This is a genomic window from Paenibacillus woosongensis, from assembly GCF_009725165.1.
Taxonomy (GTDB): domain Bacteria; phylum Bacillota; class Bacilli; order Paenibacillales; family Paenibacillaceae; genus Fontibacillus; species Fontibacillus woosongensis.
In genome coordinates, this window is record NZ_WNZW01000017.1 from 32,274 (window position 1) to 53,032 (window position 20,759).

Consider the following 20,759-nt stretch of genomic DNA (forward strand, 5'->3'; position numbering starts at 1 on the left):
TTGGATTAGTGAACGCGGGCTTTTTCGGCTTTTTTCCACTTGCGGTTTTTGTTCGTCGTTTCGGGGAATGTGTCGCCGCGTTCCAATTTAACTCGCTTGGGATTGTTGATTTGCGTATGGAAGCTGCGCGCCTCGCCTACCTCCGTATAGATGCCGGGATTTGGCGCTTTGTCCCCAGGCTCGAATTCGGTTTGTTCACCCATGGGTAAGGCCTCCTTTCGGTTTAAAATGGGGAAGCTGCGATAAAAGGCATGAAGCACGTTTATTGTATGGAGTTCCTTTAGGTTTCATACTTGCAGGGAGTACGCGGATTTGATATAATATTTTGGTGCGAGTTGAAGCTCGCTCCTTGCTCCCATGGGTAAGAAGGTGGGGGCCATAGTCCAAGAGGAGGTGACATATATGCGCAAATATGAAGTGATGTACATCATTCGTCCTGAACTTGAACAAGAAGCTGTTCAAGCCGTAGTTGACAAATTCCAAGGCATCATCCAAAACGGCGGTGAAATTACAAAGCACGACCTAATGGGCAAACGCCGGCTTGCGTATGAGATCAACAAAATCCGTGACGGTATCTACGTCCTGGTGAACTTCACAGCGACTCCTGACGTCGTTGCTGAGCTCGAGCGGATTCTGAAGATTTCCGACGAGGTTATCCGTTATCTCATTACGAAAGACGTAGCCTAATTTTAGGGAGTTCAAGAGGTCTTTGGGACTTGTTAGAACTCTGAGTACTTTGTAAGCATTAGCCCGGAGGAGGGGATTGGATTGTTGAACCGTGTCATTCTGATCGGACGTCTAACTAGAGATCCCGAGCTGCGTTACACGCCGTCTGGCGTAGCGGTTACTCAGTTCACGATAGCCGTGGACAGACCGTTTACATCGCAGGGAGGAGAACGCGAAGCGGATTTTATTCCGGTCGTAACTTGGAGACAACTGGCTGAGACGTGCGCGAATTACTTGCGTAAGGGCCGCCTCACAGCTGTTGAAGGACGCATTCAGGTACGGAATTACGAGAATAACGAAGGCAAACGTGTATACGTAACCGAAGTCATTGCTGATAATGTCCGTTTCTTGGAGTCTAATCGTGAAGGTGGCAGTGGTGGCGGACAGCGCGAGGAGAATCCATTCGGTGGAAGCAGCGCGGGCGGCAATAGCAACCGCAGCAACAGCAACTTCTCACGCAGCCAAGATCCATTCTCTGACGATGGGAAACCGATCGATATATCGGATGACGATTTGCCATTTTAATATAGGAAGGACTGAATAGCATGAGCTTCAAGCAAAGAGAAGGCGGAGACGACAAAAGACCGGCACGCCGCGGCGGCCGCAACAAACGTCGTAAAGTATGTTTCTTCACTGTAAACAAAATTACTCACATTGACTATAAAGATACTGAACTGCTTAAGAAATTCATCAGCGAGCGGGGCAAAATTTTGCCACGTCGCGTGACAGGAACAAGCGCGAAGTATCAACGTCTCTTGACGATTGCGATCAAACGCTCCCGTCAAATCGCATTGCTTCCGTACACTACGGAGTAATCGCCAATCATTAATAAAGCCAGTTACCGAAATTTGTCGGTGACTGGCTTTTTTGTTATGAAATGAAGCAAATTGTCCCTTTGGGGACAATTGACTTGATAGAGTACCTATGATAAATTTTGAAACGAGAGATATATGCATATATTTCCATATAAACCAATAAGGAGGTGTTTTTATGTTTGATATTATGGCTTATTTAAGTATCGATAAGTCGCTTGCGACACAAATTGTAAATCTGATCGATACTTTTGGTTATGCGGCAATTGCAGTATCTGCAATTATGACTCTTCTATCTGCTGGTTCGCTTGCCGTAACTAGCGTGATGATCGACGCTGCAATTCTTTATGTAAAAGACCTCCTGAAGAAGAACCTGAAGGCTCAGGCTATCGCTTGGTAATATATTGAAGGACGGAAGAGACTGGCCATCTCTTCTTTTCTTTCACTACTAGAACTTTATGTTGCTGATATACATAAATTAGAGGTGAGTTCGTGCGTAAATCCTTTGGCATTTTATCGAAAAGTATGATCCTTGATCAATTTAGACAGGATTTTGCAGGTGTCACTCAGAAAATCAGGGAGAACCTGGGCATCAAGCTTCCTAATGCGCTTTGTTGGGTCATTGCAGGAATTCTTCAGTTAACTTTACTATTTTTATTTGCCATTTTTTTAGAGAGCATTTCTCATGAGAAGATCCGAAATATTATTATTTTTTTTGTACTTTTATTCAATGTATTACTACCTCGAGTGATGGCCCGACAAAACTCGAGCCGAGTCAGCAATCACCCGATTCAGGAATTACTTTGGCAATCCGGACGCAATGGGCATCAGCTCTTAAATGTCGTTTTAGTCACAGAAACCATCATGTTTTGGATCCATGAATTTATGTTTGAGGCAATCGCCATTTATGCTATTCTTAAATCTCCTCTTCATTGGGCGTCTTCCTTACTGCTAATTGCATTGTGGATACTACTGGTATCGACGATTTATTATACAACTCTGAAAAGAAATGTATTGAGAAATTGGGGAGTAACGGCTATGCCGGCATTTCACCAAAACTTCCCGCTATATATCCTGAAGGTGGTATGTTTGACGGTACCCATTTATTTTATAAGCAAATTGCTTTTTTCACCGTTAATCAATCATCCCATTCCCGCTGAGCGCCTTGGACAAGGGTTAGGTGCAGTAATGCGTGAATTCTCGGCAAATATCAAAGCTACAATAACATCACGTTTTAATCATATACTGGATTGGTTTCAGTATGAGTGGATCTATATCATTTTGGCAGCCTCCTTGGTCGTTTATGCCATGTTTACACTGGGTTATCTTTATTATTCGTCAAAGCTATCATTCCATCGAAAGAGACTTTCCCCTCAACTAGACAATACTAGAAGCTTATATTTTAAGTTTTATCATGGAATCGTTAATATGCTTTGGCGTAAAAATCCTTGGCTCAGCAGAGACTTAATGATTATGGAAAGAACGATCGGACAAACAAAGCTGCCACAGAAATTTATTCTTGTATTTCCTCCGGCGATCAGTTCTATTGTGGGGCTATCTTTCTTTTTAATCTATGGGTTAGGGTCGTTCACTAATTTTGTTCTTGCCTTTTGGTTCATTTGCTGCTTTGCGTTATACCAGACCGCATGGCTATGGGTATGGAACTATCCGATTCTTCATCCTTCCAGTGAATTAAGACAGATTGACTTAGTGAAGTTGTCTGCGGATTATTCTGTTCAGAATTATATGCGCAGCAAGACGTTGTTGCTGCTAGTTCTGTTAGTTCCACTTCAGCTTATTATGAACCTTATTCTGATAGTTGGGGCGATCAAGCTTAAGGGAAGTCTGCCTGAAATAATAGTAGGAATTATAGGGACATGGCTGCTGTTTGTCATGATTGGCATAATGTCTTCATATTGGCTAAAATACTGCAGCCGGTTTGACTATGCGAACATGTTTTTAATTCGGATGGACACTTATGAGACTAGAATCGTTCAACAGTTCTATACCATTCCCAAAAGGTTTATCACGGGAGCCATGTTTGTATTGTTCTTTGTTGCCGTTTTCTTTGAAACCTCAGTTGGCCAAAAGCTGGTATATGACGCATTCTTAGTTTTTGTAATTGTAACGGGATTTACTCTGTATTTTTTCTTTAAAAATAAAAAAGGAAAGCGAGCGTCTTTAGTGAGTGAATAATTTAATCATTAGGCCATTTCGGCACACGATATTTAATTTGTATCGGGGAAAATTATTATTTATATCCTTGATATTTCTGGCATCTGTTGTTTTCGGATTTATTGTCCAGAGTTATGATAAACCGCTCCCTTTTGAGGCTTCAGGCATTGTGTGGTGGAAATATCTTTTTCAAAACTTAAAGCAGTCTGTAATTGTTATATTAATTGGAACGGCCACTTACGGGATTGGGAATATTATTTTATTAGCTTTAAATGGGATGGTTGTAGGGGTTGGGCTGGAGTTAACCATTCAGAACGGACGGGCTGACACGATCATCACTGCTTTCCTTCCGCATGCGGTGTTCGAAATACCCGCCATACTCTTAGCCTGCATTTGCCCGTATATTATTTGGGGAATAATAAAGGAGTCTATTCGACAGCATAGGATACAGACCCATTTAATTAAAAGCCAGCTTATGCCGGTGCTATTAGCAATTATCGTTTTTTTGGTAGTCGCTGCTGTATTGGAGGATATATTTAGTTTGTAGAAGAGGTGAGATGATGCTGGCAGTACGCAATTTGAATTTTGGCTACGAGAAAGATAAACCCCTTTTTAAGGGAATATCCTTTGAGGCTCATGAGGGAGATATTATATGGCTAAGAGGACCGAATGGATGCGGCAAAACGACCTTATTACGAATCATTGCCCAGCTAATCGAAGCGGATTGTGAAATATATTATGAGGGCCGTAAATTAACGGATGGAGGACAAATTTTATCACAGTTAAGTTATATTCCTGTGGAGCCTTACTTATTCGACTATTTAACAGGTCAAGAGAATGCTAATTTCATTCGGGCATTGTTCGATATACCCGAGGAACAGTTCAACCAGGAATTTGGCAGAATGATTGACGGGTTCCAGATGAACCATGCCCTTAAGCAGTTTGTTCAAGAATATTCGTTAGGCATGCGGCATAAATTGTATTGGTCCTCCGTATTGGCCCGGAAAACGTCCGTCATTCTGTTGGATGAGCCTTTCTCTTCCTTTGATCCAGAAGCTCAAGCCATGGCCAGCCAAATGCTTACCGACCGGGCAAAGGCTGGAGCACTAATCATATTTATTTCGCATCTTAAGGATTTAAGCCGTGAAATTGCAACCCGCACTTTAGAAATACAAAACGGTCTATTATATGAGTCATCTAAAGAATACGCCAAGAAAGAGGCAGAAAATTATGTTTAAAATGAAACAATGGATTGGATTACTTGCTGGATTGATTATGCTGTTAGCCGTCTTATCCAGTATAAAAATAGGCGAGGACCGATATATCGCCAGTTACGCTTTTGATTTGCTTGGATTAACCCATAACCGATTCGTCATCATTCTGATTTTTATAGCAGCCTGGTGGGTATGGGGAAGGACGATGAAGGATGTTAAGGCCATATGGCTGAATTGGTCGCGGCTTTTGCTATCGTTCTTGTTTCTCGTTGCCTTTATATCATTTTTTATTATGTAACTCCATATAGCACCAAACGGTGCTTTTTTAATTTAGGCGCCTAAATTTACTGACTTTGGAAAAAATGCTTGGAAAAAAAGGCTCAATAGGATATATTTATAGAAAATAAATTATTTTCCATTAAATCCACTTTATATACATTATTCTCACAGAGGACAAAAAATAAAACCGAGTAAATATATGTGTTTTATTTGCGATGAATACCATTCTTATAATGTCATTAAATAACTTGACAGGGTGATGAGTGTGAATGAAGAACTCTTGAAAATCGAGAATTTATCGACCTCATTTCGCATATCCGATGAATGGTATGCCGCTGTAGATGACCTTAGTCTAACGGTTAAGAAAAATGAAATATTGGCAATCGTCGGTGAGTCTGGCTCGGGTAAAAGCGCGTTGGCTTTTTCCATTATGGGGCTGCATACGCGTGCTCGTATGGAGGGCAACATTTATTACCATGGCCAGAACCTCGCAGCAATGTCTCCTGCCAAACTGAACAGGCTTCGTGGTAACGAAGTCAGTATGATCTTTCAGGATCCTCTATCTGCACTCAATCCTCTAATGATTATTGGAGAACAAATTGAAGAAGTACTGCTTCTTCATAATTCCAACCCATCTTCATCAACTAAGAAATCCAGAAAGCACAGAAGAGAACAAGCTATCGAATTATTGCATAAAGTAGGGATTCCCCGCCCGGAATATACATACGGGCAATATCCTCATGAATTATCCGGCGGCATGCGGCAGCGGGTAGTCATTGCGATCGCCATCGCAAACGAGCCGAAGCTGTTAATTGCCGATGAGCCGACGACGGCCCTTGACGTTACGATTCAGCTGCAAATTTTAGAACTGATCCGGCGCCTTAAAGAAGATATGGATGCAGGAATTATTCTCATTACGCATGATTTGGGCGTTGTGGCGGAGATGGCGGATCGGGTAGCGGTCATGTATGCCGGCCAGATTGTTGAAATCGCTTCAATTTATGCGCTGATGACAAATGCGAAGCACCCCTATACCCGTTCCTTAATGAGCTCCATACCTACTGCGAGCGACGAGAGGATGAAGCTGCATGTGATCCATGGCGTGGTGCCATCACTGAAGCACTTGCCCCGTCAAGGCTGCCGTTTTAGATCACGTATTCCATGGATCAGCGAATCGAAGCACGAGGCAGATCCTCAACTGCATGAGGTCGAACCGGGCCACTATGTACGCTGTACATGCTATAAGGATTTTCACTTTCTCGATCACTAAGGAGGAATATGTATGGCACTTCTTGAGGTTAGAGATTTGAAGGTGTATTTTCCGGTCTACGGCGGGGTGTTCAGAAGGGTCATCGATCGGGTAAAGGCAGTGGACGGCGTCAGCTTGAGTATAGAGGCTGGGCAGACCTATGGTCTCGTTGGAGAGTCCGGCTCAGGGAAGACAACGACGGGGCGGGCGATTATCGGTTTGAATCCGGTCACCGCTGGCCAGATCTTATTTCAAGGGGAAGACATCGCCGAAGGCATGCGCCGAAGCCGTTCAAAGTTCCGCAGAGACATTCAGATGATCTTCCAGGATCCGTATTCGTCATTGAATCCGAAGAAGCGGGTGCTGGATATCGTGGCGGAGCCGCTGCGCAATTTTGAGCGATTGTCAGCTGGGGAGGAGAAACGCCGCGTACAAGAGCTTTTGACCCAGGTCGGCTTAAGCGCGGAGACGATACATAAATATCCGCATGAATTTTCCGGAGGACAGCGCCAGCGGATCGGTATAGCCCGGGCGATCGCTTTGAAGCCTAAGCTCATAATAGCTGATGAACCAGTATCTTCGCTGGACGTCTCCGTGCAGGCCCAGGTGCTGAACTTCATGCAGGACATCCAGAAAGAGCTTAATCTCACCTATTTATTCATCAGCCATGATCTCGGGATAATCCGTCACATGTGCGATTACATCGGCATTATGTACAAGGGACGGCATGTAGAACAGGGCACTACGAGGGATATTTTTGACAATCCTCAGCATATTTATACGAAGCGTCTGCTGGCAGCCATTCCGGATCTGGATCCGAGGCAGCGGGAGAAGCGTCAGCGGCTGCGTCAAACGATCCGTCTGGAATATGAGGAGGCGTATTCCCGTTATTTTGATCAAGAAGGACTAGCTTATGATTTAAAACCGCTCTCTACCACTCACTTTGCCGCATTGCCCGAAAGGGGGTGAAGCTGATGTGGAAAACAATTCTGCGCAGGCTGCTGATCATGATTCCGCAAATTATCCTGTTGAGCGTTCTTGTTTTTATTCTTGCGAAATCATTGCCGGGGGATGCATTGACCGGAATGCTTGATCCTAGCGTCGATCCATCGATGTTAGCCGAGCAGCGGGAGAAGCTGGGACTGAACAATCCTTGGCATATTCAGTATTGGGATTGGGTCAAGAGGGCAGTTCAGGGCGACTTTGGCCAATCCTTCCGGTTCAAAATGCCAGTGACAGATTTAATCGGACAACGGATCAGCAATACGATCTGGCTGTCTATGGTTACGTTAGTAATTACTTATCTCATCGCCATCCCGCTTGGAATCATTAGCGGTCGTTATAACGATACTTGGGGGGACCGGATTATTACCGGCTATACCTATTTGGGATTCGCTGCACCTTTGTTCATTTTCTCGCTCCTTATGCTGTGGATTTTCGGATTTCATTTCCGGGCGTTCCCTACGGAAGGAAGCGTAACTCCCGGGCTTGTTCCGGGCAGCTTCGACTACATGGCCAGTAAACTATATCATTTACTGCTCCCCGCATTATCTATGGCTTTGATAACTACCGTGTCTACTGTACAGTATTTGCGCAGCGAGATTATTGATACGAAGCAGAAGGATTTCGTTTTGCTGGCTAGAGCGAAGGGAGCATCGGAATCTCGCGTTTATACGCATCATATTTTGCGAAACTCCCTTTTGCCAATCGCCGCATTTTTTGGTTATGAAATAACGGGACTCATCGGGGGAACTGTGTTCATCGAATATATCTTTAGTTATCCGGGGATGGGACAGCTGTTTCTTAATTCTATTTTGATCCGTGATTTTAGCGTCGTTACCGCCCTGGTTCTTCTATATGGCATTGCTTCCATTTTAGGTTCTTTAATTTCCGATATCATTCTTGGCATCGTGGATCCTCGCATTCGCATTAAATAATGCTTAGAACGCATAGGGGTGATGATGAGATGAACAAGGCAAGCAGGCTAGCGGAGGACGGAGCCTATGAGCCAGCGGCCAGCCCCTCAAGCTGGCAGATTTTATGGCGGGAAATCAAGCGGGATAAGCTGGCTATGGGATCCTTTATTTTATTGGGGCTCGTAGTCGTTGCGGTCTATGGCATATCTTTGATCCTGGATCAAAAACAGATTGTTACGGTTGATCTATTTGCATTGTATCAGCCACCGTCCTCCAAGTTCTGGTTAGGCACAGACTATGGCGGGCGGGACGTCTTCGGTCAATTGATTATCGGTACGAGAAACTCGCTATCAATCGGGATTATCGTAACGGTGCTAACCGGGATCATTGGCATTCTGGTGGGACTTATATCGGGTTATTTTGGCGGAACGGCAGATAACATATCGATGCGGATCGTTGATTTTTTTATGATTCTGCCTACGCTGATGATCGTCATTGCCTTTGTGGCTGCAGTTCCGAAATACAGCATTATATCTTTCTCCTTGATCATGACAGCATTTCTATGGATGGGAATAGCCCGTCTCATAAGATCGAAGGCATTGCAGGAGAAGGAGCTTGAATACGTGAAAGCATCTAGGACGCTCGGTTCATCCCATCTAAAGATTATGTTCACTCAGGTTCTGCCCAATTTAAGCTCCATTATCATTGTGACGATGACGTTGAATTTAGCGGCTAATATCGGCCTGGAGTCAGGTTTGTCTTTTTTGGGATTCGGATTTCCGGAAAGCACCCCCAGTCTTGGAACCCTGGTCAGCTACGCCCGGAATCCGCAGACACTGGAGTATCGGTGGTGGATTTGGTTGCCGGCATCACTACTCATTCTTGTATTGATGCTTAGCATAAACAATGTCGGTCAAGCGCTAAAGCGTGCGACAGATGCAAGACAAAGAAGAGGATAAAAGGGAGGAAATTTGATGAAAAAAAGGGTTAGCTCCAAAATGCTGCTGCCGCTATTGTTTGCATTTATGATTGTTTTTTCCGCCTGCACATCCGGCAAAGGGAACGATGCGACCCCGCCCAGCCCGACAAATACGCAGAACCAGACGGACGAGAAAAAGCAGGCAGAGGAAGGTCTGTATTCCATTGAGGATTTCAGCAATGTTAAGACAAATGAAGGGGAGCCCATCCAAGGGGGGACAATTACGTATGGCCTTGTCACTGATACGGCATTCGAAGGCATACTCAATTATAATTTCTCCTCGGGTATTCCTGACGCTAAGGTTTTGCAGTGGTTTGACGAGTCGCTGTTAACGTGGGATAAGAACTATGTGTTTACGAACGATGGGGCAGCGACCTATGAGGTATCGGAGGATGGAAGAACCTTTACCTTCACGATTCGTGACAATGTCAACTGGCATGACGGTAAACCTGTAACCGCAGAGGACTGGGAGTTCGCTCATGAGGTCATCGCCCACAAGGATTATGATGGTCCGCGCTACGGCTCTGATTTCACGAATATTGAAGGGTTGGTTGAATACCGGGAAGGTAAAGCAGATAAGATTTCCGGCATCAAAGTACTGAGCGATAAGAAGCTGCAAATTACGTACATTAAATCCACGCCGTCATTATTGACGGGCAGCATCTGGACGTATCCGCTAGCGAAGCACATTTTCGGAAATATGGAGGTCGCTAAGATGTCATCCTCTTCCGCAGTGCGCGAGAAGCCGATCAGCTTCGGTGCCTTCAAGGTGGAGAGTATCGTACCGGGGGAATCCGTGGTTTTTGCCAAGAACCCGGATTATTGGCGCGGCGAGCCCCATCTGGATAAAGTCGTGCTCAAGGTGATCAATCCGACGACGATTGTACAGCAATTGAAATCGGGCGGGGTTGATCTGGTGGATTCGTTCCCGATCGACCAGTTCCCTGATAATGCAGACATGTCCAATGTAGAATATTTAGGAGTTGTCGATCGGGCATATACGTATATCGGCTTTAAGCTGGGCAAGTGGGATGAAACCAATAAGGTCGTCGCCCCGGACCCCAATGCCAAAATGGCTGATGTGAACCTGCGCAGAGCCATGTGGCATGCTGTAGATAATGACCAGGTGGGCAAACGTTTCTACCATGGCCTGCGCTGGAACGCAACGACGCTGATCCCTCCGTCGCATCCGGAGTTCCATGATGCCAGCAATCCAGGGATTGCGTATGACGTGGAGAAGGCCAATCAAATTCTGGATGAAGCCGGCTATAAGAAAAACGGTGAATTCCGCACGAAACCGGACGGCAGCGAGCTGGTGATCAATTTCATATCAATGACGGGCGGAGATATTGCGGAGCCGTTGGCCCGTTATTATGTGCAGTCCTGGAATGCGATCGGGCTGAACGTTAACATGGAACTGGCTGAATTCAACTCATTCTATGATCGCGTAGGAAACAACGGAAAGGATGATCCAAACGTCGATGTTTATATGGGCGCATGGAGCGTGGGCATCGACGTTGACCCGACGGGACTGTATGGGCGGGATGCGCTGTTCAACTTTCCGAGATATGCCAGCGAAGAGAATGACCGCCTGCTAGCAGAGGGGGTCTCCGAGAAGGCCTTCGATGTGGCTACTCGCCAAGCCATCTATAAAGAGTGGCAGCAGTTAATGGTCAATGAAATACCTGTATTCCCAACGTTATATCGTTCCGAAATCGTACCTGTCAACAAACGAATACTAAATTATGCGATCGGCGATGGCACCGGCATCTATCTCCATGAGCTTGCGGTATCGCAGGATAAGCCGTTTGTAGCGGAGTAGGAGAGTTTACGGCTAGAAGTTATGCAATGAATCAATCCCCCCGTGCAGGGGGGATTTTTTTGATGCTCTTCCAACAACATATTTGTGCGGAAAAACCCGTTTATGGTATAGTACGAAGCGATAGAGTTATTTATTTTGTCTCTGTTAAATTACTATTTTGTAGTTTTTTGCCGAGGGCTACGGTTTACAATTAATTGAAGACGCCTGGTATTGCGGCTATTTACCGTAAAGTGAAAGACACTTCGAAGGAGAGCCGTATAGTACAAACCATGGGAGGCATATGATGTTAGAACGAGGAAATAGAAATAGAGTAAAGAATATAAAGAAGAAGCGCAGCAGACTTAAAGGCCTGCTCATCACGCTGCTGGTTCTGATCATTGTCGGAGCCGGCGCATATACATTCCGCAAGCCATTGGCCCTGATGGCCTTCGATTTGTTCCTGTCAGGGCAGGTGGAGGAGAAGCTGGAGAAATCGTATTCCCCTATCGACGGAGAGAAGCCCAAGCCTGTTGCAGCGAAGCAAACGGAGCCGTTCACTGCTTTGCTGCTGGGAGTTGACCAGCGTGACAACGAGCCGGCCCGGTCCGATACACTAATCTACGCCGTCGTACGCCCGGCAGATTCCAAAGTCCTGCTGGTTTCGATTCCGCGGGATACGTACACGGAAATCGTAGGCAGGGACAGGAACGATAAAATCAACCATGCCTATGCTTTTGGCGGGGCCAAAATGTCCAAGGATACGGTGGCCAATTTCTTAGGATATCCTGCTGACTATTATGCAGCTATCAATTTTGAGGGGCTTCGGGAAGTCGTCGATGAACTGGGCGGCATTGAGCTGCCGATCGATAAGGATATCGTCAATAAACACAAGGATCACGAGAAATTCACCATCAAGGCAGGCAAGCCGTTGTACGATGGGCAAGAAGCGCTTAACTTTGTCAGATACAGGGAGGACAGCGACTTCAACCGGACGAAGCGGCATCAGATTTTCTTGAGTGCGCTGGTAGACCGCATGCTGAAGCTGGATCAAATCGGGAAAATCCCCGATCTGATGAATATGCTGGGCGAGAACTTCAAGACAGACATGACCCCTAGCTTTATCATCGATCTCTCCAAGCAGCTGCTGACCAATCAAGCACCGCAAATCAGCGGGTTTACCATTATGGGTGAAGGGATGCGCAAAAACGGAGTCTACTATATTCAGGCGAATGAAGAAGATGTGACTTTTGCCGAGCAGCTGATCGAGAACTGGTCGGATCCGAACACGAAGACGGAGGATTTGTTGAATCCTAATACACAGTCCGCCCAAGAGGGGCAAAATAGCGAGCAGCCTTCGTTATAAAAATATTATATATGTCCTTATTAAATCCTTACTAAACTTTATTCGGCAGTCCGGTTTCCGGCTGCCGATTTCGCACCTGTAGTGGAACAAAACCTTCTTTGAATCGTAGTCAAATAGGAGAGTCTGAAAAGGGCAGAGGAGGACTTTTATCTATGAATATCGCGTTTTTTTTACTTCCCAAAAAGGATGTCGTTTCCGTAACCTTGGATTCTACATTAAGACAGACCTTGGAGAGAATGGAGTATCACAGGTATACGGCTGTACCGATTATCGGCAAGGACGGGGTATATGTCGGCACGGTAACTGAGGGAGATCTCCTATGGTATATGAAGAATTCTGGAGGCAGGGTCTCTTTTGAGAACGCTTCTAAATATTTGCTCAAGGACGTTCCGCTCAAGATGAACATTAAGGCGGTATCGATCGATGCGGATATGGAAGGCTTAATCAATTTGGCCAAAGTGCAGAATTTTGTGCCTGTAGTGGATGATATGGGCCGATTTATCGGCATCGTGCGCCGCAGCCAGATTATTGAGTATTGCGAGCGTTTTGTGACGCGGGATGTATCCGTTCCCAAAAATTAGACGCAAGGTTTGCTTCAAGGGAATGAATTGCTTTATGCTATAATGAAGAATAAAGCCTTTTTCAGGGAGGGTGGAAGCTGTCCGCCATGCAGAAAGAAATGGATGTGGCCAAACGCGCCAAAGTGATTGAATGGCTCAAAACGGAAGTGGTCGATCACGTATCCCGTTTATTCAAGGCATTGTGGGAAGGCAGCACGACACGGGTAAGTGATAGTCTTGCCAGTCTGGTCGTCAGTTGTTACATATTGGGACGCAGGCTTGGCATATCCTATAAGGATATGGACGATCATATCTTGGAAAAGCTAAAGAAACACGAGCAAGAAGGACACCAGTTGGAAGATTGGTATCAGGATATTTCTACATTGCAAGAACATATGCGCAAGAGGTGAATCCATTTGAATTTACGCTGGACCTCGGTGGCATGGAGCGTAGTCTATCTGCTGCTCCTGCTGTCGTTTGCAACGCCTTTTTCTTTTATAACTATTTTCGTTCTGCTATTGCCCGGCGTAATCCTCTACGCAACGTTATCGGTGAGAGCATTTGCACTTCACATCGCGATCGTATGGATCGCAGCGGCTCTGCTCCTGTCTAATCCCGTGATTATTCTCTTGGCCGTATTTTTTATGGTTCCGGCCTTGGTCATGGGGCATTTCTATAAGACGCGGGCCTCTGCGCTCAAGGTCGTTGTGATGGGAACGGGAACGCTTCTGCTGGAGTTTCTGCTGGCTTTTCTCGCTGTTACTGTTATCTATGACTTCAGTTTGGCCTCTTCGATTGAAGAGACGCTAAATACGATGATGTCTCTGATGCAGAACATGGCTGACAATGAGTTGATTGCTTCGGATCTAGTCTGGTCTCCGGAAATGGCCCAGCAGCTTTCCAGCCTGGCAGCCAGAATGACGCCATTTACGATGATCATGTGCTCGTTTCTGCTTGCAGCCGTAACGCATCTGATTGCCCGGCCGACGTTGAACAGTCTTGGACATTCGGTGAGAAGCTTCCCGCCGCTGCGCGACTGGAGACTGCCGAGAGCGCTGATCTGGTATTACCTGGCTACGGTATTGATTATGCTGTTTGGCAGCGCCGCAGTCATGGACAGCTTCGTCGGGACGGTACTGCTGAATTTGTCGCCGCTGCTCAATTTCTTGTTTATGATTCAGGCAGCCAGTTTTTTCTTCTTCTTGGCTTATCAGAAGAAGTGGAATCCGGCGATTCCGGTGTTGCTGATCATAGCGATGCTATTTATTCCGCCTCTGAAAATTGTGGGAATCCTGGATATCGCTATGCCGCTGCGTGAGATGATTACGAGATCAAGACGATAGGGTGAGAAATCATGCCTAATTTACTTCAAAAACGTTGGCACGGCTATCAGACCGTGTGGGTGTTCGCGCTGCAGCTTCTGCTCGTCATATTCATCTCCTATTACAATTGGGTGCTCGGCCTGATCAGTTTATGCCTGGTCTGCGGCTTAACTTATGTAATGCTTCAGGCGGAGCGGCGCTTCCGCAAGGAGCTCATTCGTTATGTGACCGATTTGACGTACCGGATTAAACGGGTAGAAGGCGAGGCGGTAAGCCGGCTGCCGTTCGGGATTATGCTGTATAGCGAAGAACGGACGGTAGAGTGGCATAACCGCTTCGTGAACAAAATGTTCGGCCAGGACTCTGTCGTTGGACAACCGCTATCGGAGCTGCTTCCGGCGCTGCCTCCCTATCCCTCCCGGGATAAGAAAGACACTGCTGCAAATACAATCTCTACGGTCGAAGCGGCCGTGGCAGACCGGCATTACGAATTGACGGTGCTCCATGATGAGCGCCTGATTTACGTTCATGACATTACGGAGTTCGCCGTTCTGCGCGACCGGTACGAGGACGAGAGAGCCGCGCTGGGTATCGTGATGCTCGATAACCTGGACGAAGCGACCCAGGGGATGGACGATCAGCAGCGTACCGCGCTCATCGCGCGTGTGGCAACAGCTCTGACCGAATGGGCGAAGCAGTACAGGGTCTATCTGCGCAGGCTATCCTCAGAGCGATATTTGATGATGCTGAATCAAAAATCGCTGAACGAACTGGAGCAGAGCCGGTTCGTGATCCTGGACGAGGTCCGCGAGATGACCGCGGACCTGAAGGTGCCGATGACGCTGAGCATCGGCCTCGCCTTCGGCACCGAGCGCTTCAGCGAGCTGGGCGAACTTGCCCAGTCGAGTCTGGACATGGCGCTCGGGCGCGGGGGGGACCAGGCCGCGGTGAAGGCCGGTCAGCGGCTCTCGTTCTATGGCGGCAAGTCGGGCGCCATAGAGAAGCGGACGCGCGTGCGGGCGCGCGTCATCGCCCACGCTCTCCGCGATTTGATGCAGGAGAGCGATAGAGTTATAATTATGGGCCACCGCATGCCAGATTTGGACGTCATCGGGGCCTCCATCGGCGTGCTGAAGGCCGCTGATATGTTCCAGGTCGAGGCGCATATTGTGCTCGACGACAAGAATCCGGGCATCGACCGGTTAATGGAGCGGATCGAGAAGGAAGAGCCTTTGCGGCGCCGCTTCATTATGTCGGAGCATGCGCTTGATTTGATGACCGAGCATACGTTATTAATCGTTGTTGATACGCATAAGGCGTCGATGACGATGGAGCCGAAGCTGGTTGAAGAGGCCAGCCGGGTCGTGGTCGTCGACCATCACCGGCGGGGCGAGGAGTTCATCAATGATGCGGTGCTTGTCTATCTGGAGCCTTATGCCTCCTCGGCCAGCGAGCTCGTTACCGAGCTAATTCAGTATATCCACGAGAAGGTGGAACTCAGCCCGCTGGAGGCGACGACCCTGCTTGCAGGAATTACGGTGGATACGAAGCATTTCGCGCTCCATACCGGATCGCGTACGTTCGAGGCCGCGGCATTTCTGCGGCGCATCGGCGCGGACAGCGTCATGGTGCAGCGGGTTCTGAAGGAGGATCTGCAGGAATATATCGCCAAAGCCGATATTATAAAGCATGCGCGCATGATTCATAATCATATCGCGCTTGCGGTGACGGAGCCGAACCGCAAAATTCCGCAGCTGCTGATCGCCCAGGTGGCGGACACGCTGCTGAACATGACGAATGTGCTGGCATCGTTCGTGATTAGCGAGCGGCCCGATGGCCTCATCGGCATCAGTGCCCGTTCCTTGGGGAACATGAATGTGCAAATCGTAATGGAGCGGCTTGGCGGAGGCGGCCATCTGACGAACGCTGCGGTACAATTGGAAGGAACCCAGGCGGAGGCGGAGAGAAGGCTGCTTGAAGTACTGGATGAAATAGAAAAGGAAGAGGGGTTATTCGAATGAGAGTCATTTTCTTAAAGGATGTAAAGGGTCAAGGCAAAAAAGGGGAAATTAAGAACGTATCCGAGGGCTACGCACAGAACTTTCTGATTCCGCGGGGGCTGGTTCGTGTAGCTACCGAAGGCAACGTGAAGACGCTGGAGGTTCAGAATGCTGCGGAAGAGAAACGCAAGGCCCAGGAGAAAGCAGAGGCTGAAGAGCTGGGCAAAAAGCTGGAAGAGATGACGGTAACACTGCAAGCCAAAGCGGGAGAGGGCGGCCGCCTGTTCGGTGCAATCACGAATAAGCAAATCGCCGAAGCCTTGGCGAAAGCGGGCGTGAAGATCGACCGGCGCAAAATCGAGCTTGCCGAGCCGATCCGGACGCTGGGCGTCACCCAGGTGCCAGTGAAGCTGCATCCCGATGTGAAGTCGACGTTCAAGGTTCAAGTGACGGAGGAATAAAATGGCGGGAGATCAATTTTTCGACCGTATTCCCCCGCAGAATCTTGAAGCGGAGCAGGCGGTGCTTGGGGCAATACTGCTGCAGTCGGAAGCGCTGATTACCGCCATGGAGCGGGTGCGGACGGAAGATTTCTATGATCCTCCTCACCAATTGATCTATGAAGCCATGGTGCAGCTTGGCGAGGAAAGTCAGCCAATCGACCTGGTTACGCTAACCTCGAAGCTTCAGGATCGGGGGGAGCTGGAGGATATCGGCGGAGTCAGTTATCTGGCGAAGCTGGCTAACGCGGTGCCTACGGCGGCTAACGTCGACTACTACGCTCGCATCATAGAAGAGAAGTCCATGCTTCGCCGGCTTATCCGTACGGCTACGCAAATCGTTAGCGAGGGTTATGCGGGCGGTGAAGATGTCGGCGGCCTGCTGAGCGATGCGGAGCGGAAAATCCTCGAAATTTCCAACAGCCGATCCGGAAGCGGCTTTATTGCAATACGCGATGTTTTGATGGAAGTGTTCGAAAAAGTGGAGGAGCTGCACCAAAATCGGGGCAATACCACGGGAATCCCTTCGGGCTTCGTCGATCTCGATCGAATGACGTCCGGTTTCCAGCGGAATGACCTGATTATCGTGGCGGCTCGTCCATCTGTCGGTAAGACGGCGTTTGCCCTGAACATTGCCCAGAACGTGGCCGTTCGGGCCAAAGAGACCGTCGCCATCTTCAGTCTGGAGATGTCGGCGGCTCAGCTCGTTCAGCGGATGATTTGTGCGGAGGCGAATCTGGACGCGGGAGTCATGCGGACAGGGGACTTCAAAAACGACGATGATTGGTCCAAGCTGACGATGGGGATTGCCGCATTGTCGGAATCGGAAATTTACATCGATGATACGCCTGGGATAACGGTAGCCGATATTCGGGCGAAGTGCCGCCGGCTCAAGAAGGAGAAAGGCCTTGGCATGATCGTGATCGATTACCTGCAGCTTATCCATGGGCGCGGCAAACCAGGGGAGAACCGGCAGCAGGAGGTATCGGAAATATCGCGTACGCTGAAGCAAATCGCCCGTGAGCTTGAGGTTCCGGTCATCGCCTTGTCCCAGCTCAGCCGGGGCGTAGAGCAGCGGCAGGACAAGCGCCCGATGATGTCCGACTTGCGGGAGTCGGGTTCGATTGAGCAGGATGCGGATATCGTCGCATTCTTGTACCGGGATGATTACTACAATCAGGAGACGGAGAAAAAGAACATCATCGAGATTATCATTGCCAAACAGCGTAACGGACCGGTCGGTACCGTAGAGCTGGTGTTCTTGAAGAACTTCAATAAGTTCGCGAATTACGAACGCGCGCATACTGACGCGTTTGCGGGGTAAATTATAAACTAAATAACGGCATTGTCCTTATATTAGAGATTTTTATGCCAGAACCCGAACAATCACGTATTTCGATGCGTGATTGTTCGTCTTTTAATTTGACATTGAAAATCGCGCTTGTTACACTTGTATTGCTGCTGCGCTGGATGGAGCAGATCCACAGTGGCTGAAGGCAAAAATGAATCTGACGTATGGAATCCGAGCAAGGCAAATTAAGGTGCCTTACGCACCGACGGGGGAATGTACATGTCAACAGTAGTCGTTGTCGGAACGCAATGGGGAGACGAGGGTAAGGGCAAAATCACCGATTATCTGGCGGAAAGCGCAGAGGTGGTGGCGCGATACCAAGGCGGAAATAACGCCGGTCACACCATACTTATTGACGGGAAGAAGTACAAACTGAGCTTAATTCCATCGGGTATTTTTTATAAGGACAAAATATGCGTTATCGGTAACGGGATGGTCGTAAACCCGGCAGCCCTTATCGAGGAAATCCATTATATTCATGACAACGGATTTACGACGGACAATCTGGTGATCAGCGATCGCGCGCATGTCATCATGCCTTACCATACGGTCCTGGATGCGCTGGAAGAGGACCGCAAGGGGCCGAACAAAATCGGTACAACTCGTAAAGGGATTGGCCCGGCGTATATGGACAAAGCCGCGCGAAACGGCATTCGGATCTCCGACCTGCTTGATCCCGAGGAGTTCGAGACGAAGCTGCGCCATCTCATGAAGGAGAAGAACCATATTATCGAGCAGGTATATGGGGCTGAGCCGCTGGACGTTGAGGAAGTGCTGAAGCAATATTTGGAGTATGCGGAAATCGTCCGGCCGTACGTCCGGGATACGTCAGTCATTCTGAATGATGCTATCGACGCGAAGCGCAAAGTGTTGTTTGAGGGCGCCCAAGGCGTCATGCTGGATATCGACCAGGGCACGTATCCGTTCGTGACTTCCTCGAATCCGTCGGCAGGCGGGGTTTGCATTGGCTCCGGCGTTGGCCCGTCGAAGATCGATCAGGTCATAGGCGTGGCGAAAGCCTACACGACCCGTGTCGGCGATGGTCCGTTCCCAACGGAGCTAAACGACGCCGTCGGCGACTCGATCCGCGAGGCTGGGCATGAGTATGGCACCGTAACGGGACGGGCGCGCCGCGTTGGCTGGTTCGACAGCGTCGTCGTACGCCATGCCCGCCGGGTGAGCGGCCTGACCGGCCTGTCCCTGAACTCGCTGGACGTGCTGACCGGCCTGGAGACGGTCAAGATCTGCACCGGTTATAAGTACCGGGGCGAAATAATCAGCCATTACCCGGCCAGCCTCAAGATGCTTGCAGAGTGCGAAGCGGTCTACGAGGAACTGCCAGGCTGGTCCGAGGACATCACCGGGGTAAAAACTCTCGATGATCTGCCGGAAACGACGCGGAATTACGTAAAGCGTGTATCCGAGCTGACAGGCATTCCGATCGCGATCTTCTCCGTGGGACGAAACCGCGATCAGACAAACCAAGTGCTGCCGATTTATGAATAAGGCTTGCTGCATGATGGATTCGATAGCGTCATAACATTTAGCCGTTTGGAGCGTTCGTGGAGAACGTCTGCTCCGGGCGGCTTTTTTTTGCTGTTCTTTTCTTTGCATCGGGAGGTTGAATCGGCCTTCTATCGTCCATACTAGTAGGTAGGATAAGTAGAAGGAGGAATAAAATGAGATGGGCTGCCTGGCTGGCGAAGCTATCGATTACGGTCGTCATCGTCAGCATGTTAACCGTCGCAACGACGGGTTATGTCGTCAATTGGTATATTCAGTCACTGCTGAGCAGTTATAACATACCTCTCGAAGTGGAATCGTTAAGCTTGGGAAGCATGATGAAGGGAATGCTGGGCTTTGGAGGCAAGGGGAGCACAGGCAGAGGCACAGGAAGCAGGACCGCGGGCGGTAATGGCTCGGACAACGGTTCGGGCAGCAGTTCGGATAATGGAAAAGAGAGCGCCAGGGTCAATCCAGGCATCGGCAGCAGCGCCGGGGAGAGCGAGAATGGGGATCCTGGCACGGATGAAGCTGCTGGCGGGCAAGGCAATGAGGGTGTAAACGGCAATCGCGGCGGATCTGACCGTGGTTCGGGCCGCGGATCTGAGCATCCTGATGACAATGGCGTGAACACGGGGGAAGGTATTCCCGAGGACGCGCTTCCGGTGATGGGAGGGATGGCTTCCGGCCAATCGCAACAACAGTCGCAACAACAATCCCAGCAGGATGCGCTCAGGAACCAGGATCAGGCGGTCGTCATCTCCCCGGATGATTTGTTGGCTAAAAAGGATGAGCTGCCCGACCAGCAGAAGGAAGAAATATTCAATATCCTGATGTCCAAGCTTCCGGAGGAAGAAATGCAGAAGATGACTGCGGCAATGGAGGGCGGGTTGACCGAATCCGAAATGATAGAGATTCAGCAAATTTTGTCCAAGCATTTAGATAAAGAACAGTATGCCAAGGTCATGAATATGCTCAAAAAATAATGGAAAGACTTTCTACTAAATCA

Annotated in this window: 23 protein-coding genes; 22 read left to right on the forward strand and 1 reads right to left on the reverse strand. The window is 48.5% G+C overall.

The features are described from left to right. Positions 1 to 5: 5 nt before the first annotated feature. Positions 6 to 203: a YjzC family protein gene (locus GNP95_RS23495; protein ID WP_155613260.1), complete on the reverse strand. Its 198-nt coding sequence runs from the start codon at positions 201 to 203 to the stop codon at positions 6 to 8. A gap of 199 nt (positions 204 to 402) precedes the next feature. Between GNP95_RS23495 and rpsF the strand changes: the two genes are divergently transcribed. The 22 genes from rpsF (at position 403) to GNP95_RS23605 (ending at position 20,736) form a co-directional block, all read left to right on the forward strand. Next, positions 403 to 687 (forward strand): 30S ribosomal protein S6, encoded by a 285-nt coding sequence (rpsF, locus tag GNP95_RS23500; RefSeq protein WP_155613261.1) that lies wholly within the window; start codon positions 403 to 405, stop codon positions 685 to 687. 81 nt (positions 688 to 768) lie between these two features. After that, positions 769 to 1,251, forward strand: a complete 483-nt coding sequence (ssb, locus tag GNP95_RS23505) for a single-stranded DNA-binding protein (RefSeq protein WP_155613262.1) — start codon at positions 769 to 771, stop codon at positions 1,249 to 1,251. 20 nt (positions 1,252 to 1,271) lie between these two features. Continuing rightward, positions 1,272 to 1,541: a 30S ribosomal protein S18 gene (gene rpsR, locus GNP95_RS23510; RefSeq protein ID WP_018750422.1), complete on the forward strand. Its 270-nt coding sequence runs from the start codon at positions 1,272 to 1,274 to the stop codon at positions 1,539 to 1,541. A 175-nt stretch (positions 1,542 to 1,716) separates the two neighbouring features. Beyond that, positions 1,717 to 1,938 (forward strand): uberolysin/carnocyclin family circular bacteriocin, encoded by a 222-nt coding sequence (locus GNP95_RS23515; RefSeq protein WP_155613263.1) that lies wholly within the window; start codon positions 1,717 to 1,719, stop codon positions 1,936 to 1,938. 92 nt (positions 1,939 to 2,030) lie between these two features. Further along, positions 2,031 to 3,734 (forward strand): hypothetical protein, encoded by a 1,704-nt coding sequence (locus tag GNP95_RS23520; protein WP_155613264.1) that lies wholly within the window; start codon positions 2,031 to 2,033, stop codon positions 3,732 to 3,734. A gap of 67 nt (positions 3,735 to 3,801) precedes the next feature. Next, positions 3,802 to 4,260: a stage II sporulation protein M gene (locus tag GNP95_RS23525; protein ID WP_196427301.1), complete on the forward strand. Its 459-nt coding sequence runs from the start codon at positions 3,802 to 3,804 to the stop codon at positions 4,258 to 4,260. A 10-nt stretch (positions 4,261 to 4,270) separates the two neighbouring features. Further along, positions 4,271 to 4,951 (forward strand): ABC transporter ATP-binding protein, encoded by a 681-nt coding sequence (locus tag GNP95_RS23530; protein ID WP_230873980.1) that lies wholly within the window; start codon positions 4,271 to 4,273, stop codon positions 4,949 to 4,951. Then, on the forward strand, positions 4,944 to 5,225 hold the full coding sequence (locus GNP95_RS23535) for a hypothetical protein (protein ID WP_196427302.1): 282 nt from the start codon (positions 4,944 to 4,946) through the stop codon (positions 5,223 to 5,225). The genes GNP95_RS23530 and GNP95_RS23535 overlap by 8 nt, the downstream gene beginning before the upstream one ends. 246 nt (positions 5,226 to 5,471) lie before the next feature. Continuing rightward, entirely contained in the window at positions 5,472 to 6,476 is a 1,005-nt protein-coding gene (locus tag GNP95_RS23540) for an ABC transporter ATP-binding protein (RefSeq protein WP_330163597.1), read from the forward strand. Positions 6,477 to 6,488: 12 nt separating this feature from the next. Beyond that, positions 6,489 to 7,424, forward strand: a complete 936-nt coding sequence (locus GNP95_RS23545; protein WP_155613269.1) for an ABC transporter ATP-binding protein — start codon at positions 6,489 to 6,491, stop codon at positions 7,422 to 7,424. 5 nt (positions 7,425 to 7,429) lie between these two features. Beyond that, positions 7,430 to 8,392, forward strand: coding sequence for an oligopeptide ABC transporter permease (opp4B, locus tag GNP95_RS23550; protein ID WP_155613270.1), 963 nt, complete (start codon positions 7,430 to 7,432; stop codon positions 8,390 to 8,392). Between the two features lie 29 nt (positions 8,393 to 8,421). After that, positions 8,422 to 9,330: an ABC transporter permease gene (locus GNP95_RS23555; RefSeq protein WP_155613271.1), complete on the forward strand. Its 909-nt coding sequence runs from the start codon at positions 8,422 to 8,424 to the stop codon at positions 9,328 to 9,330. A 15-nt stretch (positions 9,331 to 9,345) separates the two neighbouring features. Then, positions 9,346 to 11,172 (forward strand): oligopeptide ABC transporter substrate-binding protein, encoded by a 1,827-nt coding sequence (locus GNP95_RS23560; protein ID WP_155613272.1) that lies wholly within the window; start codon positions 9,346 to 9,348, stop codon positions 11,170 to 11,172. 283 nt (positions 11,173 to 11,455) lie between these two features. Then, a complete protein-coding gene (locus GNP95_RS23565; RefSeq protein WP_155613273.1) occupies positions 11,456 to 12,514 on the forward strand; it encodes an LCP family protein in 1,059 nt (352 codons plus the stop codon). A 152-nt stretch (positions 12,515 to 12,666) separates the two neighbouring features. Next, positions 12,667 to 13,095 (forward strand): CBS domain-containing protein, encoded by a 429-nt coding sequence (locus tag GNP95_RS23570; protein ID WP_155613274.1) that lies wholly within the window; start codon positions 12,667 to 12,669, stop codon positions 13,093 to 13,095. Between the two features lie 86 nt (positions 13,096 to 13,181). Next, positions 13,182 to 13,484, forward strand: a complete 303-nt coding sequence (locus tag GNP95_RS23575; RefSeq protein WP_196427303.1) for a MazG-like family protein — start codon at positions 13,182 to 13,184, stop codon at positions 13,482 to 13,484. A gap of 6 nt (positions 13,485 to 13,490) precedes the next feature. Further along, positions 13,491 to 14,417 carry a DUF2232 domain-containing protein gene (locus GNP95_RS23580; protein WP_155613276.1) on the forward strand — a complete coding sequence of 309 codons (927 nt, stop codon included), beginning with the start codon at positions 13,491 to 13,493 and terminating at the stop codon, positions 14,415 to 14,417. An 11-nt stretch (positions 14,418 to 14,428) separates the two neighbouring features. Beyond that, complete coding sequence (locus GNP95_RS23585) at positions 14,429 to 16,417, forward strand: DHH family phosphoesterase (protein WP_155613277.1); 1,989 nt, start codon at positions 14,429 to 14,431, stop codon at positions 16,415 to 16,417. Continuing rightward, positions 16,414 to 16,857, forward strand: coding sequence for a 50S ribosomal protein L9 (rplI, locus tag GNP95_RS23590; RefSeq protein ID WP_155613278.1), 444 nt, complete (start codon positions 16,414 to 16,416; stop codon positions 16,855 to 16,857). Before GNP95_RS23585 ends, rplI begins: the two co-directional genes overlap by 4 nt. 1 nt (position 16,858) lies before the next feature. Beyond that, entirely contained in the window at positions 16,859 to 18,220 is a 1,362-nt protein-coding gene (dnaB, locus tag GNP95_RS23595) for a replicative DNA helicase (protein ID WP_155613279.1), read from the forward strand. Positions 18,221 to 18,466: 246 nt separating this feature from the next. After that, a complete protein-coding gene (locus GNP95_RS23600) occupies positions 18,467 to 19,753 on the forward strand; it encodes an adenylosuccinate synthase (protein ID WP_155613322.1) in 1,287 nt (428 codons plus the stop codon). Positions 19,754 to 19,926: 173 nt separating this feature from the next. Then, on the forward strand, positions 19,927 to 20,736 hold the full coding sequence (locus tag GNP95_RS23605) for a hypothetical protein (RefSeq protein WP_155613280.1): 810 nt from the start codon (positions 19,927 to 19,929) through the stop codon (positions 20,734 to 20,736). The last annotated feature ends 23 nt before the right edge of the window (positions 20,737 to 20,759 follow it).

Coding starts and splice junctions, on each gene's coding strand:
- GNP95_RS23495 (WP_155613260.1), bottom strand. CDS start 203: ATGGGTGAACAAACCGAATTCGAGCCTGGGGACAAAGCGCCAAATCCC.
- rpsF (WP_155613261.1), top strand. CDS start 403: ATGCGCAAATATGAAGTGATGTACATCATTCGTCCTGAACTTGAACAA.
- rpsR (WP_018750422.1), top strand. CDS start 1,272: ATGAGCTTCAAGCAAAGAGAAGGCGGAGACGACAAAAGACCGGCACGC.
- GNP95_RS23515 (WP_155613263.1), top strand. CDS start 1,717: ATGTTTGATATTATGGCTTATTTAAGTATCGATAAGTCGCTTGCGACA.
- GNP95_RS23530 (WP_230873980.1), top strand. CDS start 4,271: ATGATGCTGGCAGTACGCAATTTGAATTTTGGCTACGAGAAAGATAAA.
- GNP95_RS23535 (WP_196427302.1), top strand. CDS start 4,944: ATGTTTAAAATGAAACAATGGATTGGATTACTTGCTGGATTGATTATG.
- GNP95_RS23545 (WP_155613269.1), top strand. CDS start 6,489: ATGGCACTTCTTGAGGTTAGAGATTTGAAGGTGTATTTTCCGGTCTAC.
- opp4B (WP_155613270.1), top strand. CDS start 7,430: ATGTGGAAAACAATTCTGCGCAGGCTGCTGATCATGATTCCGCAAATT.
- GNP95_RS23555 (WP_155613271.1), top strand. CDS start 8,422: ATGAACAAGGCAAGCAGGCTAGCGGAGGACGGAGCCTATGAGCCAGCG.
- GNP95_RS23560 (WP_155613272.1), top strand. CDS start 9,346: ATGAAAAAAAGGGTTAGCTCCAAAATGCTGCTGCCGCTATTGTTTGCA.
- GNP95_RS23565 (WP_155613273.1), top strand. CDS start 11,456: ATGTTAGAACGAGGAAATAGAAATAGAGTAAAGAATATAAAGAAGAAG.
- GNP95_RS23570 (WP_155613274.1), top strand. CDS start 12,667: ATGAATATCGCGTTTTTTTTACTTCCCAAAAAGGATGTCGTTTCCGTA.
- GNP95_RS23575 (WP_196427303.1), top strand. CDS start 13,182: ATGCAGAAAGAAATGGATGTGGCCAAACGCGCCAAAGTGATTGAATGG.
- GNP95_RS23585 (WP_155613277.1), top strand. CDS start 14,429: ATGCCTAATTTACTTCAAAAACGTTGGCACGGCTATCAGACCGTGTGG.
- rplI (WP_155613278.1), top strand. CDS start 16,414: ATGAGAGTCATTTTCTTAAAGGATGTAAAGGGTCAAGGCAAAAAAGGG.
- dnaB (WP_155613279.1), top strand. CDS start 16,859: ATGGCGGGAGATCAATTTTTCGACCGTATTCCCCCGCAGAATCTTGAA.
- GNP95_RS23600 (WP_155613322.1), top strand. CDS start 18,467: ATGTCAACAGTAGTCGTTGTCGGAACGCAATGGGGAGACGAGGGTAAG.
- GNP95_RS23605 (WP_155613280.1), top strand. CDS start 19,927: ATGAGATGGGCTGCCTGGCTGGCGAAGCTATCGATTACGGTCGTCATC.